General features: G+C 39.6%; 13 protein-coding genes. 4 read left to right on the top strand and 9 right to left on the bottom strand.

Annotation, left to right across the window (positions count from 1 at the left end):
• Positions 1 to 70 precede the first annotated feature (70 nt).
• Genes IV512_RS03775 through aspS form a run of 3 tightly spaced genes read right to left on the bottom strand, consistent with a single transcriptional unit; the run spans position 71 to position 3,987 of the window.
• Positions 71 to 328 (bottom strand): hypothetical protein, encoded by a 258-nt coding sequence (locus tag IV512_RS03775; protein ID WP_209400776.1) that lies wholly within the window; start codon positions 326 to 328, stop codon positions 71 to 73.
• Positions 329 to 387: 59 nt separating this feature from the next.
• Positions 388 to 2,172: a chloride channel protein gene (locus tag IV512_RS03770; protein WP_209400774.1), complete on the bottom strand. Its 1,785-nt coding sequence runs from the start codon at positions 2,170 to 2,172 to the stop codon at positions 388 to 390.
• A 60-nt stretch (positions 2,173 to 2,232) separates the two neighbouring features.
• The gene (aspS, locus tag IV512_RS03765; protein ID WP_209400771.1) at positions 2,233 to 3,987 is read right to left on the bottom strand and encodes an aspartate--tRNA ligase; all 1,755 of its coding nucleotides are present in this window, start codon (positions 3,985 to 3,987) and stop codon (positions 2,233 to 2,235) included.
• A 189-nt stretch (positions 3,988 to 4,176) separates the two neighbouring features.
• Between aspS and IV512_RS03760 the strand changes: the two genes are divergently transcribed.
• From IV512_RS03760 to IV512_RS03750, 3 genes are all read left to right on the top strand, one after another.
• Complete coding sequence (locus IV512_RS03760; RefSeq protein WP_209400769.1) at positions 4,177 to 7,158, top strand: SusC/RagA family TonB-linked outer membrane protein; 2,982 nt, start codon at positions 4,177 to 4,179, stop codon at positions 7,156 to 7,158.
• Positions 7,159 to 7,168: 10 nt separating this feature from the next.
• A complete protein-coding gene (locus IV512_RS03755; RefSeq protein WP_245224670.1) occupies positions 7,169 to 8,482 on the top strand; it encodes a RagB/SusD family nutrient uptake outer membrane protein in 1,314 nt (437 codons plus the stop codon).
• 192 nt (positions 8,483 to 8,674) lie between these two features.
• Entirely contained in the window at positions 8,675 to 9,433 is a 759-nt protein-coding gene (locus IV512_RS03750; RefSeq protein ID WP_209400764.1) for a DUF4184 family protein, read from the top strand.
• Between the two features lie 80 nt (positions 9,434 to 9,513).
• On the opposite strand, the gene IV512_RS03745 is transcribed toward IV512_RS03750, so the two are convergent.
• From IV512_RS03745 to IV512_RS03720, 6 genes are all read right to left on the bottom strand, one after another.
• Positions 9,514 to 13,008: an efflux RND transporter permease subunit gene (locus IV512_RS03745; protein WP_209400761.1), complete on the bottom strand. Its 3,495-nt coding sequence runs from the start codon at positions 13,006 to 13,008 to the stop codon at positions 9,514 to 9,516.
• Between the two features lie 6 nt (positions 13,009 to 13,014).
• Positions 13,015 to 14,181: an efflux RND transporter periplasmic adaptor subunit gene (locus IV512_RS03740; protein WP_209400759.1), complete on the bottom strand. Its 1,167-nt coding sequence runs from the start codon at positions 14,179 to 14,181 to the stop codon at positions 13,015 to 13,017.
• A gap of 23 nt (positions 14,182 to 14,204) precedes the next feature.
• The gene (locus tag IV512_RS03735) at positions 14,205 to 15,563 is read right to left on the bottom strand and encodes a TolC family protein (RefSeq protein WP_209400757.1); all 1,359 of its coding nucleotides are present in this window, start codon (positions 15,561 to 15,563) and stop codon (positions 14,205 to 14,207) included.
• Position 15,564: 1 nt separating this feature from the next.
• Positions 15,565 to 16,170: a TetR/AcrR family transcriptional regulator gene (locus IV512_RS03730; RefSeq protein WP_209400755.1), complete on the bottom strand. Its 606-nt coding sequence runs from the start codon at positions 16,168 to 16,170 to the stop codon at positions 15,565 to 15,567.
• 84 nt (positions 16,171 to 16,254) lie between these two features.
• Positions 16,255 to 16,665, bottom strand: coding sequence for a hypothetical protein (locus tag IV512_RS03725; RefSeq protein ID WP_209400753.1), 411 nt, complete (start codon positions 16,663 to 16,665; stop codon positions 16,255 to 16,257).
• A gap of 14 nt (positions 16,666 to 16,679) precedes the next feature.
• Positions 16,680 to 17,222 (bottom strand): RNA polymerase sigma factor, encoded by a 543-nt coding sequence (locus IV512_RS03720; RefSeq protein WP_209400751.1) that lies wholly within the window; start codon positions 17,220 to 17,222, stop codon positions 16,680 to 16,682.
• 141 nt (positions 17,223 to 17,363) lie between these two features.
• Between IV512_RS03720 and IV512_RS03715 the strand changes: the two genes are divergently transcribed.
• Positions 17,364 to 18,338, top strand: coding sequence for a polyprenyl synthetase family protein (locus IV512_RS03715; RefSeq protein WP_209400748.1), 975 nt, complete (start codon positions 17,364 to 17,366; stop codon positions 18,336 to 18,338).
• The last annotated feature ends 1 nt before the right edge of the window (position 18,339 follow it).

Here is an 18,339-nt window from a genome sequence, read left to right as displayed (position 1 = left end):
AAATTGTTCGTTTCTCTAAAATTAGCGATTTTTTGAATAGGTTATTTTACAAAAGTGATAATAATTCAATCTAACTTGATTGATTTTCAGGCTTTTCAGATGATTTTTGTCGCATTTTTTTGATGTTTTCCTCAGTCAGCATATAGTCTTTCATTTTCTTGCCCTTACTATGTTTAATAAGAAACAAAGGCATGGCAACCAAAAAAATACCGACCGTGCCAAAACCAATTAGTTTATTAGATGCCACTGGTGCTTCTGATTGAATCGTAAATCCGTAGACAATGGATGTGAATGATGCTATGATGATGAGTGTAATTAGATATTTCATAATGAAAAAAAATTAAAATATTCTATGGTAATGATTCCGAGAGTATCTATATCATGAACCTAGCGGGTAAAGTTAATCAACTCTCTGCGGTAAGCAGTAAGTAGTTTCGACTTCGAGATAAAACCGATGTATTTACCATTCTTTATAACCGGAAGGTTCCACGCACCGCTATCTTGAAATTTTTTCATCACTTTTTTCATACTATCTTTTTCATAGAAGATATGCTCAGGTGCATTATGCATGAAGGTCTCTACTTTAGTACTCTCATATAAAGAAGTATCGAACATAAATTCGCGAATATCATCCAATAGAACAATACCGACCAATGCTTTTTCTTCATTGACTACCGGAAATATATTTCTTGCAGATTTAGCTACCGAACGATGTAACATATCGCCAAGACTCATTGATGGATGCACGGTTTTAAAATTTGTTTCTAACACATCATCTAGTTGCATCAGCGTCAATACCGATTGGTCTTTATTATGGGTTAGAAGCGCACCGCTTTTGGCGAGCTCTCGAGTATAGATGGTGTAGTCGATCGCATTTCGAGTTATTAAATAAGATATTGAAGCTGTGATCATTAACGGTACAAATAGTTCGTACCCCCCAGTAATCTCTGCAATCAAGAAGATGGCCGTTAGTGGTGCGTGAAGTACACCCGCGATAAGACCTGCCATACCGATAAGTGTAAAATTGCTTTCTGATACTCCAAAACCAAGACCGGAATTATTGATGACCTTGGCCATAACATTACCCAAAGCACTGCCCATAACCATCGTGGGAATAAAAATTCCCCCGGCCCCACCAGCAGCTAAGGTGGTGGTCATTGCTACAGCTTTAAAAATAGTAATTCCGAATAGCAATGCTATAACAACCCAAATGTTCGATGTGTAATTATCGAAAGGAGTTTTGCCTAATGCCTTAATATGGTCGCCATCCAAAAGGTCGTTAATGAATCCGAACCCTTCACCATAGAGCGGAGGTATGAAATAAAGCATAATACCAATTGCCGCACCGCCTACCAAGAGTTTGTATTTCGGACTTTTTAACGGTTCAAAAAGTTTAAGAATGCCAAAATACATACGTGTAAAGTATATCGAGGCGAACGCAGTTCCTACACCTAGTATGATATAGAACAGGGTGTCTTTGACTTCAAAATTTTGGGTAATGGTAAACTTGAACAGCACCTCGTTCCCTAGAAAAAAATAAGAAGTTAGAACTCCAGATATTGAAGCCAATAATAGAGGCAGCATAGAAAGCATTGTAAAATCTAAACTAAAGACCTCTACGGCAAAAATAATGGCAGCAATCGGTGATTGAAAAATAGAGGCGATTGCACCTGCCGAAGCACAGGCAATCAACAATGATCTTGTTTTTGAATTGATGTGAAAAAATCGTCCCAGATTAGAACTAATTGCCGCACCGGTCGAAACTGCCGGGCCTAAAAGTCCTGTAGAACCACCGAAACCAATCGTCAATGGTGCCGTTATCAATTGTGTATAAATATGCTTGGGAGGAATGACGCCTTTTTTCTTTGATAAGGAAAAAAGTATCGATGAAACCGCATGGCCCAATTTTTCTTTATGAATGAATTTTACATAGAGGAAAACCAAGGTGAGACCAATAATCGGCAAGATGAAATAGATGCTATTATTGGAAATAAGGATGCCCTTCTCTAAAGAAGCTTCTATAAAATAAACGATATTCTTGAGCGTCACTGACGCAAGACCCGCCAATAGCCCTACCAAAACGCTCATTAAGTGCGTAAAAGTTTTGCTGGAGATATTTTTATATCGCCACTTAAGAAATTGGGTAGATAAATGTTTTAGTCGGTTGGGCATCTAATATAGAACCTATTTAAAGGTATTAAAAAACTTGAAACCCTTTATCTCATAATTAATCTAAGAAGGTAGGTTTAGTTTTAAGCTCAACTCTTTCAATTGCTCGTCGTCAATCGCTGCCGGCGCATCGATCATTACGTCTCGACCGCTATTGTTTTTCGGGAATGCAATGAAATCGCGTATAGTTTCTTGACCACCAAGTATGGCTACTAATCGGTCTAAGCCGAAAGCAATACCCCCATGCGGTGGCGCCCCATATTGAAAGGCATCCATAAGAAACCCAAACTGCGCTTTGGCCTCTTCTGGTGTAAAGCCCAAGTGTTTGAACATGGTACTTTGAACCTCTTTATCATGAATTCGAATGGATCCACCACCTATTTCATTACCGTTAAGCACTAAATCATAAGCATTTGCCCTAACAGCGCCCGGGTCACTTTCTAAAAGCTCTAGTTGACCCGGCTTAGGTGATGTGAACGGGTGGTGCATCGCGTGATAGTTACCGGTTTCTTCATCTAGCTCCAATAACGGAAAATCAATAACCCAAAGTGGGGCAAATTCATCCGCTTTTCTCAAGCCTAACCGAGTTGCCATTTCCATGCGTAAAGCACTCAATTGAGTCCGGGTTTTGTTCTTATCGCCAGAAAGTACACATATAAGGTCGCCCGGTTCGGCTTCGGTAGCTTCTGCCCATTTGGCCAAATCTTCTTGGTCATAAAATTTATCTACAGAAGACTTAAAAGAACCATCTTCGTTGCATTTGACATATACCATGCCCTTCGCCCCGATTTGAGGTCTCTTTACCCAATCAACAAGACCGTCGATTTCTTTTCTGGTGTAACTGGCAGCCTTAGGCACTGCTATGGCCACTACTAGTTCTGCAGAGTTAAATACATTAAAATCTTTATGTTGTGCAATGTCGTTCAATTCGGCAAACTCCATACCGAACCTAATATCAGGTTTATCGTTCCCGTAAATGCGCATGGCATCGTCATAGGTAATTCTCGGGAATGCCGATATTTCTACTCCGTTTATTTCTTTCAGCAAGTATTTGGTCAATCCTTCAAAAACATCAAGAATATCTTCTTGTTCGACGAAAGCCATTTCGCAGTCGATTTGTGTAAATTCAGGTTGTCTATCTGCTCGTAAATCTTCATCTCGAAAGCATTTTACTATCTGAAAATACTTATCCATACCGCCGACCATCAAGAGTTGCTTAAAGGTCTGGGGAGATTGTGGCAGGGCATAAAATTGACCTTCGTTCATACGGCTAGGTACTACAAAATCACGAGCACCCTCTGGGGTCGATTTGATAAGATAAGGTGTTTCTACTTCGATAAAACCTTTATCGGCCAAATATTTGCGAACCTCCATGGTTACCTTACTTCTAAAAATAAGGTTGTTTTTTACTGGGCTTCTGCGAATGTCTAAGTACCTATATTTCATTCGCAGGTCTTCGCCGCCATCGGTTTCATTTTCTATGGTAAAGGGTGGTGTTTTCGATTCATTGAGAACTGTCAACTCCTCAACTAAAACCTCTATGTTTCCCGTAGATAAATTTGGGTTTTTTGAGCTTCTTTCGATGACTTCACCTTCTACTTGAACCACAAATTCACGACCGAGGTTTCTTGCTTGTTCGAGAAGTTTAGAAGAGGTTCTGTCTTCGTCGAACACCAATTGGGTTATGCCATAACGATCACGTAAATCTACCCAAACTACAAATCCTTTATCTCTTGTTTTTTGTACCCAACCAGAGAGGGTTACTTTTGTTTCAATGTGTGATTCACGGAGCTCTCCGCAGGTATGACTTCTGTACATCTGATTTGTAATTTTAAAGGGCAAATGTAAGAAGATAACCCCGTAACGTCTAACTATTTGGGTAAATCTGTAATTGTGAATTTTACCTTAATATGATTAGCTACTAAATGAAAATTTAACAATAAATTTAGGTTTGTGATATTTATTGTATAAATTGCCTCACAAATAGCTAATTCAATACTTATGAAAATGAAACACTCTTTACTTAGAGGGGCATATCTTCTTGTGTTCCTTTTGGTCCCGATTGTCACCATGTCACAAGAAACGGTTCAAGGTAACATATCGGACAACAACAGTCTGCCCGTTCCGGGCGCTAATGTTGTTGTAAAAGGAACAACAAACGGGGCAACCTCCGATTTTGATGGTAATTATGAGATTACTATCAACGAACTTCCTGCGACATTGGTATTTTCCTCCTTGGGGTACAGCACTAAAGAAATACAGGTAACAAGCGGAGCAACTTTAGACGTAGTCTTAGAAGAATCTGTAACAGGGCTTGATGAGGTAGTGGTAACTGGTCTGGGCACAAGCATAAAAAGAAGTAACCTTGCAAATGCCGTGGCTACGGTATCATCAGAAGAATTGGTGGGCACAACAGGGCAAAGTACGGTTGATGGTGCGCTTTATGGTAAGGTTACCGGGGTAAATATAACCTCATCCTCAGGTGCTCCGGGTGGTGGTTTTGCACTTCGTCTACGTGGGGTTTCTTCTATTAACGGTAACAATCAGCCTTTGATTATCGTAGATGGGGTTTATGTTAACAATGTCGAAATACCATCAGGTCTTCGTTTTGCTTCGGGAGCAAACCAAGGTAACGAAGAAAATGCTGGTAACCGATTGGCCGATTTAGACCCGAACGATATTGAAAATATTGAAATCTTAAAAGGTTCCTCTGCCGCGGCCATCTATGGTCAGCGAGGTAATGCAGGGGTAGTAATTATCACGACTAAAAGAGGTAAGGGCGGTAAGACTAGAATAAGTTTTAAACAAGATCTTGGCTTTAATGAAATTGCCAACCCCTTGGGTGTAAGACCATGGACAGCAGACAGCGTATTTGATGCATTCTATACGCCCAGTGATGAACCTGAAGTTGATGCTGCTCGTAGAGCATCTGCGCAAGCTGAGGTCGATAAGTTTAATAGGACTATTGCATCAAATGGTTCTTTATACGATTATGAAGATGCCGTATATGGAGAGACAGGACTAATTACCGAAACCAGTCTAAGCGCTACAGGAGGTGGCGACAAAACAAAATTTTATGTAGGGGGCTCATTTAGAGATGAAGAAGGTATCGTGAGAAATACCGGTTTTGATCGGTTCTCTTTACGAGCCAATATTGATCATAGAATTTCTGATATTTTTGATTTTACCTCTACCACCAATTATGTAAGAAGTAATTCAAGTAGAAGTTTTACAGGTAATGAGAATGAAGGAGGTCTGAGTTATGGGTATACCTTAGCATTTACGAGACCATGGAATGGACTATACCCTGATCAGAACGGTAACTACCCAAACAACCCGAACTTCTCGGGTAATCCAATTTTTGTTAGGGATAAGGCAGTAAACGAAGATAGCAATGATCGTATCATTCAAGGTTTGACCTTGAACACCAAGCTTTTGACCAATGATGTTAATCGACTAAGATTCACAAATAGCGTGGGCGTCGATTATTTGGCAAATCAAACCTTTGTTTACGTGCCTGAAACACATCAAGCACAACAGGGCTTAGGTGCTGCTGCGGGGTTCGTGGCTCAAGGTAAAAACAACTTTACACAATTTAATACGCTTTCTAGTTTGGTATGGAACCATGATGCTATGGATGGTGATTTAGGCCTGACAACACAGGCAGGTGTGGCATATTTGTTTCAAGACGCGAACTTGATCAACGCCCGAGGTACTGGTTTGGCTGCGGGGCAGACAAGTGTAGATCAATCGGCCAACCAGGTTACCGATCAAACAAGAAGGGAGGAAAAAGAACTGGGCTATTTTGCACAGGTCGAAGCCAATTATAAAGATTTGGTCATAGGTACCCTCGGCTATCGTATCGATAAATCGACCAGAAACGGAGATCCAAATAAGTTTTATGGTTTTCCTAAAGCTTCATTGGCAGTAAATATGGCCAATTTTGATTTTTGGGGCTTAGAGGCGGTCAACCAATTCAAATTCCGTATAGCTTATGGTGAAACGGGTAACCCCGCAAGCTTTGGCTCTACCTTTACTAGTTTGGCAGCAAACAATATTGGGGGCGTGATTGGCCAATCAGTTGATGGTGTCAAAGGTGATGCAGATGTTGAGCCTGAAACAGCTAGTGAGTTTGAAGTTGGTTTCGACATGGGCTTTTTAGATAGCAGGGTTTCTTTAGAAGCTACTTATTATAATAAAAATGTAAAAGATTTAATCTTGACCAGACAGTTGCCCCCAGCATCTGGTTTTACACAAGAGACTACGAATTTGGCCGATATGAAGAATGAAGGGGTTGAGCTTGCCGTAAGGGGAGATGTAGTTAGAGGCGATGATTTTACGTGGAATACCGGGATTCAATTTTACCTGAATCGTTCTGAGATTACTCGATTAGATGTTCCTGCTTTTGCTCAGCCCGGCGCTGGTTTTGGTACTGGATTAGGAACTATATTCATTGAGGAAGGAAAACCGGTTACGCAATTAGTGGGTAATATTGATGGCACATTGACACAGGTGGGTAATACAGAGCCTGATTTTCAAATGGCATTCAACAATAACTTAACCTTGTTCAAAAATATAGATATATCGTTCTTGTTGCAATTAAAGGCAGGAGGCGAAAACTTGAATCTGTCAGAATATTTGAACGATTTAGGACAAACTAGTGTGGATTTAGAGACAGTTGCAGGTCAGGCCCGTTTGGGGATGCCTGCAAATGCTATTCGATTTGTTGAACCAGCGGGGTATCTTAGGCTTCGTGAAGCGGCAGTTTACTATAGATTTTCTCCCGAATTCGTAGAAAGTATATTTGGTGAAATTGTTGATGGCGTTAAGTTAGGTGCCTCTGGTAGAAATTTGTTTACAATAACCGATTATAGTAGTTATGACCCTGAGGTTTCAGTGAATGGTGGCGCCGGTTTGTCAACAGGTATTGAGGTAACACCTTTTCCGAGTTCAAGGCAAGTGTACTTTCACTTAAATGTTAACTTCTAAAAAAATTACAATGAAAAATACATTAACAACGTTTTTAAAACTTTCGGCATTTGCTCTGTTTGTCATGACTGCTTCATGTTCTTTTGAAGAAGTTGTAGATCCAAATGGACCAAGTGTAGACGGGGTCTTATCGGGATCTTCTAAAGGGCAATTGAATGAATTGGTCGTAGGTATCGAATCAACATTAAGAAATGGAATTGCCACAGAGACCACCGCGAGCGGTACCATGGCAAGAGAATTATACCTCTTTGATGCCGACCCTAGAAATACGATAGACCTTTTAGGTAAAAATGGTATTAGTTTAGACAATAACTCCTTTTATAGCACTGCTCAATGGAGCGGTAGTTATCGTTGTATTAAGAATACTAATCTTTTGATTGAAGGAGCATCGAATACCGAAGCTGTAAATGCACAGGAGCTAGCGGGTTATTTAGGCTTTGCAAAGACGGTTATGGCTTATGAGTTGATTCAAATGGTCAAATCATATGGCAGGGCACGAATAGACATAGGCGACCCTGAAAATTTAGGCCCAATCGAAGATGGTGCTACCGTATTAACCTTCGCTAGAAATATGTTAGACGAGGCCAATGGAGATTTAGCAGGGGCTGGAGGTTCGTTTGCTTTTAATTTGAGCTCGGGTTTTTCGGGTTTTGATACCCCCTCAACATTTGCCCAATTCAATAGGGCCGTAGCCGGTATGGCCGCGGTTTATGATGGTGACGGAGGCGCAGCATTGACCGCTTTAAACAACTCATACCTTGATTTAGAAGGAGATTTAATGGTAGGTCCGCAACATATTTTTGGCCTTGGTGGAGGGGATCAATCCAATGGACTGTTTAAAGTCAATGGTGAGAACGGTGACCAAATTATCGTTCATGATAGTTGGTTAAACGACGCAGAGGTTGGTGATACCCGTGTTACTACTAAAACAAATGTACGGCCGAATCCTCAGGCTCAGGATAATCTTAATGGATTGAACGAAATAAACTTATACGCTACAAATACTGCGCCTATTGATATTATGAGAAATGAGGAATTAGTTCTCTTGTATGCAGAGGCGAGCATATTATCCAGTAGTTTTCAAGATGCGGTTGATGCCATTAATGTTGTCAGAAATGCGGCCGGATTATCGGATTATGCCGGGGCAATGACTGCAGATGCCTTAACGACAGAGATGTTAAATCAACGTAGGTATTCCCTTTGGGCCGAGAATCATAGGTTGTATGATTTACGACGCTATGGTTTGTCCAATTCTTTACCAATCGATAGGGCAGGCGATCAAATATTCAATGTTTTGCCGGTGCCGCTCGCGGAGAACGAGTAATATCGATTATTGAATTTAAGGGCCCGATGTTTATCGGGCTTTTTTTGTTTTGATATTTTTTATATGATTCGGGCCTGGGCGAAATAATTACCCGAAAAACTTAAATGTTATATAACAATTTTGGTACATCATGCGTTTTCATAAATAGTACTTTCGATTACACATTGATTTTGAAAGTTTTAAAAGCATATTATGCCATTTACCGGATCACATCCAGCCTTAGTCATTCCAATTTTGAAAAGCCGTTATTTTTCGGCTTCAGGACTAATTATGGGTAGTATGATACCTGATTTTGAATTCATTTTGTTGATGAAAACAAATGTGGTCTACGGTCATAGTCTTTCACCTATGTTTTGGTTGAACTTGCCACTGTCTTTAATTCTTTTGTTTGTATATCACAATGTGGTAAGAAAGAGCATGATTCAAAACTTGCCCGATTATTTCGAAAAAAGGCTACGTCCATTTCTATATTTTGATTGGAACCGTTTTTTTAAAGACAACTTTCTTAAAGTTATTATCTCTATACTCTTGGGTAATCTTGGACATTTGTTTTGGGATGCCTTTACGCATTCGCATGGTGTTTTCGTTGAGTGGATGTCGTTTTTGAAAAGCCCAGTCAATGGAGTGCCACTTTACCATGTTTTGCAATACGGTTTCAGTCTTTTGGGTGCAGTAGCATTATTACTGTTTTTTCATAGACAACCTTATAAAAGTTTAAGCTTCTACAATAAGAAAAAATTGACGTATTGGATAGTAGTATCCGTTGTTATGGCCATAGTGCTGTTACTTCGATTAGGCAATGCGGTAAAATTCTATTTTGAAGAGTGGATAATCTGTATACTGTGTGCTTTTATGATAGGTTTGGTAGTTGCCTCTATATTCGACGGTATGAATTACACCAATAAAAAGCGGTCAGATCAGGTGAGTACATTAAAGGTAGAAACTGATTGATATTCAACATATACTCATTAAAAAGTAAAGTCCTGAACAGCATCATGTTCAGGACTTTTTTTTGGATTTGGAAATTATGTTTAGGCAGCTACCTTTTCAGAAGTCTCTTCCTGTTTTTTAGTGCTTCCTCTTAATGCAATCTTGATACGATACACTATTTTGAATAGTACAGGTACGATAATAAGGGTCAAGAAAGTTGCCACTAAAAGTCCGAAAATAACCGTCCAAGCAAGTGGTCCCCAGAAAACAACGTTATCTCCACCAACATATATTTTAGGGTTGAATTCAGAGAATAATGAGAAAAAATCGATGTTTAAGCCAATAGCCAACGGGATCAGACCCAATACCGTTGTAATTGCCGTTAAAATTACCGGACGTAATCTCGCTTTGCCGCCTAAAACTATAGAGTCGGTGGCATCTTCAAGTGTCAGTAAATCGCTATCATCCATATCTAGCCTAACCTTTTTCCGGTCTATGAGAATTTGGGTGTAATCTAAAAGTACCACACCGTTATTCACTACGATACCAGCAAGAGAGATAATGCCCATCATGGTCATCATGATTACAAAAGACCAACCGGTAAGCATTAATCCTCCGAACACTCCAATAAAGCTCAAGAAAATGGCAATCATAATGATCAGAGGTTTAGAGATGCCCCCAAATTGAAAAATTAAAATGAGCATAATCAACCCCAAACCAGAGAAAAAGGCACCGACCAAAAAGGCTTGCTGTTTGTTCTGCTCTTCCAATTGACCGGTATAATCGATCTTAATGGAATCGGGCACACCATCATAGCTTTGCATTTCTTTCTGTATCTCGGCGACGATAGCGCCCGCATCGGTAAAGCCTGGTTTAAGGCCCGAATATACCGTAACCACTCTTTTACCATCCCTATGCTTGATTGCACTGAAAGCTGAAGTGTTTTTTTCTTTAGCTACTGCAGAAATAGGCACCTCTTTAATTTGACCCGTGGCGGCATCTCGAAAAATGATATTCTGATTAAAGAGAGCACTCTTGTTGTACCTCAAATCTTCATTGAACCTTATATTGATATCATAATCTTCACCATCTTCTTTATAAACACCTGCTTTTTCACCGAACAAAGAACGCCTTAACTGGCTACCCACTTGGCCAACGGCCACCCCGAGCTCACCTGCTTTTTCTCTATCGACCTCAACAAGCATTGAAGGTTTGCCTTTGTTCACATCAATTTTTAGTTCTTCGATACCAGCTATATTCTTGGTGTTGACATAGTTCTTAATATCTTCTGCAGTATTGATCAGTTCATCATAATCTTTACCTTCTAATTCAATATTTATCGGATACCCCGCCGGTGGACCATTGGCATCTTTTTCTACGGAAATGGCGACCCCAGGATAAATACCTTCTAAAGACGATTGAACCTTTGCCCTTATATCTTCGGTGTTGAGACCATTTCTATATTTGTACTCACTGAAATTAACGGTCAGTTTTCCTTTATGGGGCATTTCTGCAGATGAACCGCCATCCGTCAAAGGATTTCCGGCACCTTCACCAACCACAGAAACAGCTGATGCAACCATAAAATTTTCACCATTCTCTTTGTAAGTAGGGTCGTCTAATACATCATAAACCCTATTTTCAATCTCTTTGGTAATTTCGTTGGTCTTTTCAATCGAGGTACCTTCAGGGTATTCTATATAGACATAGATTTCGTTGGGCTTATTATCTGGAAAAAACTCGACCTTTGTACGACCGCTGCCAAGAGATGCGCCGAATAACATGAAGACACCTATAAGCATTAAAAAGGTTAGGCCAAAATACCAATACACATTCTTGCCCCTAAGCGCATGCTTGAGCCGTTTCTCATACCAATTCTCAAAACGAGTCATGGTATTCTTCTGAAAATTTTGTGCAGCTCCTTTGATTAGGTATTTGTAGACCCAGAACATTATTCCAGTAACGATTAAGACCGTTCCTAAGCCGCGCAAGGCACCTCCGAAGACCAATATCAAAATTCCTAGAACACCTAATATTATACTCATACGAATGAGCTGTTTTAAGGTAAGTTCTTTTTCGTCAGTGCTCATAAATTGAGAAACGAGCATAGAGTTCATGAAAATCGCAACGAATAGTGAAGACCCAAGAACAACAGATAATGTTATCGGAAAATAAATCATAAACTGACCAAAAATACCGGGCCAAAGGCCAAGAGGTACAAATGCTGCTACTGTAGTTGCCGTAGATATAATAATAGGAAATGCAATTTCACCGATACCTTTTTTGGCCGCTTCTGTACGTGACATGCCCTCGTCCATCAAACGATAAACATTTTCAACCACAACGATACCATTATCAACCAACATGCCCAGCCCCATAATCATTCCGAACAAAATCATGGTATTCAAGGTATAGCCCAGCCACGAAAGAATAACAAAAGACATGAACATTGACATGGGTATAGCAAAACCGACGAACAGTGCATTTCTAAACCCTAGAAAGAACATGAGAACGGTAACAACTAGAATAATCCCAAAAATGATATTGTTGACCAAGTCATCAACTTGGTTCAGGGTTCTGGTCGAAGAATCGTTCGCTATCGAAATATGTAAATCAGGTGGAAAATAGTTCGCCTGTTCCTTCTTTACGATTTCCTTGATCTGATCAGCGGCCGATATCGCATTTCTGCCTGCTCTTTTTTTCACATCGAGCATAACCACATTGCTACCGAACTCTCGTGCATATGTGGTCTTATCTTGTTCTTCAAAACTAACAGTGGCAATGTCTTTTAGGTAAACCGCACCGTTATCAGATTTTACCACAAAATTGTTTAATTGGCTCGGCTCATCGATTTCACCAAGAATACGGATCGTTCTTCGTTGTCCGCTAGTTTTCAGGTTACCTGCAGACATGGTCATGTTGCCGTTACCAATAGCATTCAGTACATCTTGAAAGCTTACTTGGGCGGCCATCATTTTATAAATATCGACGGCAACTTCGACTTCTTTGTCTTGAGCACCACGTATGTCTGCTTGTTTAATTTCAGGTAAATCTTCAACCTCATCTTGAAGGTATTCTGCAAACTCCTTTAATTTATCAACAGGATAATCTCCAGTGAAATTGATGTTCATTATAGGAACCTCCTCTGAAAAATTCAGATCAAAGACATTAGGCTCGACCTTAGCCCCATTAAATGTTGGCCAATCTTCACTGGCCTTTTCGCTATCAACCTCATCTTTTACATTCTGCTTGGCTTGCTCTACTGTAATTTCCTCATCGAACTCAACAGTAATAATGGCATAATCTTCTTGAGAGGTAGAGACGACTTCGACCACGTTGCTAACATTCTTTAAACGATCTTCAAGAGGGTCGGTAATCAGCCTCTCGATATCTTCCGCAGTGTTACCAGGGTAGGGGGTGCTGATATAAATTTTCGTTTCAACGATTTCAGGAAAATCCTCTCTTGGCATAGCCATATATGCGGAGAAACCCAGCCAGAGGAAAATACCTATCATTACATAAATGACCGAGGGATTATCGACGGCCCAAGAAGATAGCTTAAATTCCTTATCGGCGTTTTTCTTAATTTTGCTCATCGATCTCTAGTTTTTGATTTTTACCTTTTGGCCGTCCTTTACACTTCGGGCACCTTCCATAATAATCTGGTTGCCATCTTCAATGCCCGTTAAAACTTCTACCTTACCACCTTGGGTTTTACCCGTGGTAATAATGGTTCTAGTAACGGTTGCCTCATTTTCAGATCCTGCAGCCTCAGCGACAAAAACGTATTGATCGCCCTCAGCGTTTTCACTGATTATACTTGACGGTATTAAAATTGCATTTTCGCTGGTATAATCGTTAAGATTTACCTTGGCCGTTAAATTGGGTTTGATTTTACCGTCTTTGTTCGGCACCGGAATCTCAACGCTAAAAGATCTGTTGGCCGGGTTGATAAAGTTGCCCGTTTGGCGAATTTTCGTAGTTATGCTATCACCAAGAATGGGAAAATATACAAGTGCTTCTTTACCTTCGGTAACAGCCCCTAAATAAGCTTCTGGCACATCTACTTCAATGTACATATTCGATAAATTCACTATTCTGAATACCTCAGAACCTGGCCCAGGGGATACCACCGTACCTTGATCTTTGATCACATCATCAATGATTCCGGAAAAGGGAGCCCTAATCGTAGATTTCCCTAGTTGGCTTTCAGACTGTTTGATGGCATCTTGCGTAGCTTCATACTCTGTCTTGGCCGCTAAATATTCTATTTCTGAACCAATTTTTTGATCCCAGAGCCTTTTTCTTCGTTCAAAGGTCGTTTTCGCTAATGCGGCCTGAGTCTTTAATTGCGATAATTGACTGCTCATGCCACCATCGTCAATACTGGCCAGAACCTGACCCTTAGAAACACGTTGGCCCTCTTTCACATAAACGCGTTGCAATGTGCCCGACATTTCTGGATACACGAGTACGTTCTGTTTAGTGCTCACGTCGCCCTGTAGTTCTAAAAAGTGATTAAATTTTTCGGGTGACGCTGCAATAGTGCTTACCAGTGACAGTTTTTCATTGACTGCTTTCGTTGCAATTGCAGAATCTAAAAGTCTGATTTGTGACTCGATCTGTTTCTGCTGTTCTGAAATTTCGCTCTTTTTTGCCCTAAGGGTCTCCAGGTCACCTTGAGCAATTATGCCTTCAACAGACTGTTCTTTACTGCCACATGAAGCGGCAACTAAAATAACGGTTGCGATGTATAGTATTTTTTTCATCTTTAAAGGTTTGTTGTGTTGTTTTAAAGTTTTGATTCTGGATTGTTCAATATGAGCTCCAATGTTGTTTTTTGATTGATTACTTCCACCATAGATTGTAAATAACCTTGCTGGGCGTCGTAAAGCTGAGTCTGTGCTTGTCGTAATTCAAAGCTGGTGGCCAATCCTTCGGAATACTTGATCTGATTTTTATTTTCTATTCTTTCCGCTAGGCGAAGGTTCTCTTTGGCGGTATTATACTCTTCTATGGCCAGAATATAATCGCTCTTGGCTTTTTCAAGTTGAAGTCTGATCTGTTCTTCTGCTTCTGAAAGTTGGGTCTCAGCCTTGGCAAGGGCAATCTTGGCCCTAGCTGTGCTTGCACTTCTTTTGCCTGAACTAAAAATAGGTATGTTCAAGTCTAGCCCCAAAACCGAAGAATCGAACCAATCTTGGTCACCTCCTAAAAAGTTAAACTTATCACTGAAAGATGAACTGCCATAGTTAATGAATGAATTCAGGGTTGGCAAAGCACGACTTTTGGCCAGTTTCAGCTCATAGAAGCGTTGCTCGGTAAGATTGATGGCAATTTTATAGTCTACATTATTCTCGATATTGAAGTCCGTCTCCATAAGTTGAAAGTCTATTTGTTCAACGGCAAGGTTGTCAAGGTTTTCTTCTAAACGCGTTGGGGCATCAATAGCAATACCCAAAACCAAATTCAACATTTGACGGGTAATGTTCTCTAATCTTATGGCATTTTTCAATTGGTTGTCAACCGATGAAAGGGTTATTTGTAATTGCTCGACACTCTCTTCGTCACCCAATCCATTTTCAAACAATTTTTCTGTTTCAAAAAGATTTTCTTCGAGGTTATTTTTATTCTTTTCGAAGATGGCGACACTTTCTTGTGCCAAAAGAACGTTTCCGTAAGATTCTACTACCGATTTTCTAACTTCTTGATCGGTCTTTTCTTCATTATTAACACTGTAGCTCAAGAACGATTTCGTAGCCTGTACCCCGACGATATATGAACCATCGAATATTTTTTGGGTCAAGGTGGCTGTAGCGGTCATTGTTTGGGGCTGACCAAACACTACAGGAATAAACTCTCCGGCTTGGCCACCGGCAAGTTCGGCGGGCAGAAGAGAAACGGGTTGCTTTAGTTGATTCTGGTAACTAACGGAACCGTTAACTTGTGGCAGACCTTCTGCTATAGTTTCCCATTTTTGCTTTCGGGCGTCAATTAGGTCTCGGTTGGCATTTATGGCACTATAGTTATTTTCAAGGGCAAACTGAATAGCTTCCTCTAAAGTAAAGCTGTAGGTTTTCTCAACTGTTTCTTGAGAAAATACGATCGCTGACGTGAACAAAGTGAGAAATGCGAGAATATATTTTTGCATTCTATTCTTGATTTGAATTGATAATTGTATTTAAGATTTTTCTTCCTTTGGGCGTAACTATACCGCGAAGGTGGTATTCAAGATAAAGATCCATTAAAGAGATATTGGTGAATTTATCGGGTGGGAACAAACTATGGTCCTTAATACTTGCTCCCCCTGCATAATAAATACGTGAAATAAATTCTACATTTAAGTTTTCTCTATAAATACCTTGTTCCAGCCCTCTTTTAATATTGTCTACTACACAATCTTTCATGACCTCATACTGCTTTTGTCGCATGGTCGAAAATATCTTCGGATAATATTTTTGCAATTGATAGTGAGGTGAAGACTTTTCATCTTTAAGGTATTGCATTATGAACTTTTTGATTTCGTAAAGTTCTTCAATGGGGTTTTTATTAAGACAGAGAATACTATCGATGCCCGATGAAATAATGCGGGCTAGCTGTAGAGTGCAATCTTTTACGAGTGCTGTCTTATTTTCAAAATGGGCGTATATGGTTTTTTTTGAGATGCCCATTTCTTGAGCAAGGTCATCCATCGTAATGCTCTTGAAACCATAGGTCAAAAACATATCTGCCGCTTTTTCTAAAATTTTTTCCTTCATAACGAGCGGCAAATATAAATCAGGAAACTTTAAAAACATTAAAAGTTTCTTGGGTTTTACATTTTGTTAACACAATTAGGGGGGTTAATGATTTTTTTCTTCCTGATTTCGCTTTACATAGTCTTCAAATGCATTTTCTCCCTCTTCTTTCCAGAAGGCATCATAAAACTCCCATTTTGAAAAATCACTCTTACAAGTATCCCATTTACGGGGCTTAGAAAACTGATGTGATTTTGATTTTTCTTTTTTATGCCCTTTTCCTTCGAAATTTCCGAAGAGTATTTTTGCCATCACGAGAATTCCGACTGCCTTCCAGTACGATAGTACGGGTAACCCGAAGGTATCTGGCATAAGCCAATTCCATAATAACATAAAACCATAACCAAATAACAATAGAAAGATTATTGCCGCTATTATCATAAATATTACCTTGAAAAATCCACGAAAGAATTTTTCTGCCTTTCCTTTTACTTTATGCTCTAGATGCTCTTCCATAATGTTGTATTTTTTTAAATTATATGTTGTTTTTTAGGTGCTAAGTCTTTTAGTAATATTGATAATGCGCGGTGTCGTCGAGACATTAGCGTACCAAGTGGTATATTCGTTTTTCTTGATAATTCACTATACGTGTGGCCTTCAAAATCTATTGACCATATTATATTTCGATACGCTGGTTTAAGATTTTGAATCGATTTTTTTAATTCGATAATCATTTCGTCAGAATATTCATTCGCAGATTTTATAGAGAGCATCTCGGTAAACTCGATAAAGCGATGCTCCATATCTTCTTCTAAACTGGTTTCGTTTTTTTTCTTACGCATAATATCGATAACCCTGTTGCGAATAGAGTTGTAAACAAAACCTGCTATATTATCGATTGGTGATAGACTATCGGCACGTGAGAATAATTTGAGTGCCACATCTTGAACAATATCTCCGGCATCACGATCAGCAGTGTCATCAATACGAGATTTGGCATACGATTTAAGCGCATGGTACTCATCATCGAAAAACGATTTTAGGTTTTTTTGATTTTCTGAATTCGTTGGCATTCAAAATTGTTTGCTGTGGCTTCATTTAAAAAGACGAAGCATTTGAAATCTATTGCGTTTTTGAAAGAATTTTTTTTAATAGGACGAACGTAGGGCAATTAAGTTTCATAAAATGAATGTATTTTTGGCAAAAACCGCCCGATGCAATCCATTGATTTTTACCGAAAAGAGTTTATTTCATATCTCGAAAGCAAGATTGTTGAGAGAGAGCCAAAGAATCTCTACGCCCCTATTTCTTATATTCTTGGTTTGGGGGGTAAAAGGCTACGGCCGGTTTTAACCTTGGTCGCGACCGATATTTTTGATGGGGGTTATACCAAATCTTTAGATGCTGCCTTGGCTATCGAGGTGTTTCATAATTTTTCGTTAGTTCATGATGATATTATGGATGACGCGCCCTTACGAAGGGGAAGAACAACCGTTCATGAAAAATGGGATGTAAATACTGGCATACTTTCTGGGGACGCCATGCTCATAACGGCATATCAATTATTTGAAAATTATTCTCCGGAAATATTTAAAAATTTGGCCAAATTGTTCAGCGAAACAGCACTAAAGGTTTGTGAAGGACAACAATATGATATCGACTTTGAAAATCGCGACGATGTGACCATACCTGAATATCTCAAGATGATAGAGTACAAAACCGCTGTTTTAGTGGCCGCCGCATTAAAAATGGGCGGTATAGTTGCTGAGGTTTCTGCAGAAGAACAAAATGATATTTATCAATTCGGACTCAATCTGGGTATAGCGTTTCAGCTACAGGATGATTATCTTGATGCTTTTGGAAACCCTGAAACATTTGGTAAACAGGTAGGTGGCGATATCATAGAGAATAAAAAGACGTATCTTTATTTAAATGTGCTAGCCCAAGGCACTTCGCAGCAAAAGAAAGAATTATTGGATTTATACTCTATTCAACCGAAAGACCCTTCGGCTAAAATTGAAACTATAAAAGATTTGTTCAAAGAAAGCGGTTCTGCGCAAATTACGAAAGATGCCATTCGAAATTATTCTAATCAAGCGTTTGAGATTTTAGAGGGTCTGAATATTTCATCTGATAAAAAAGCGCTGCTGCTGAGCTTCGGTGAAAGCTTGATGGTTAGGGAGGTTTGAT

The organism is Pseudozobellia sp. WGM2 (genome assembly GCF_017810075.1).
Lineage (GTDB): Bacteria > Bacteroidota > Bacteroidia > Flavobacteriales > Flavobacteriaceae > JADNYK01.
Note: the sequence above shows the minus strand (reverse complement) of the source record. Positions and strands in the feature narration are given on the sequence as shown.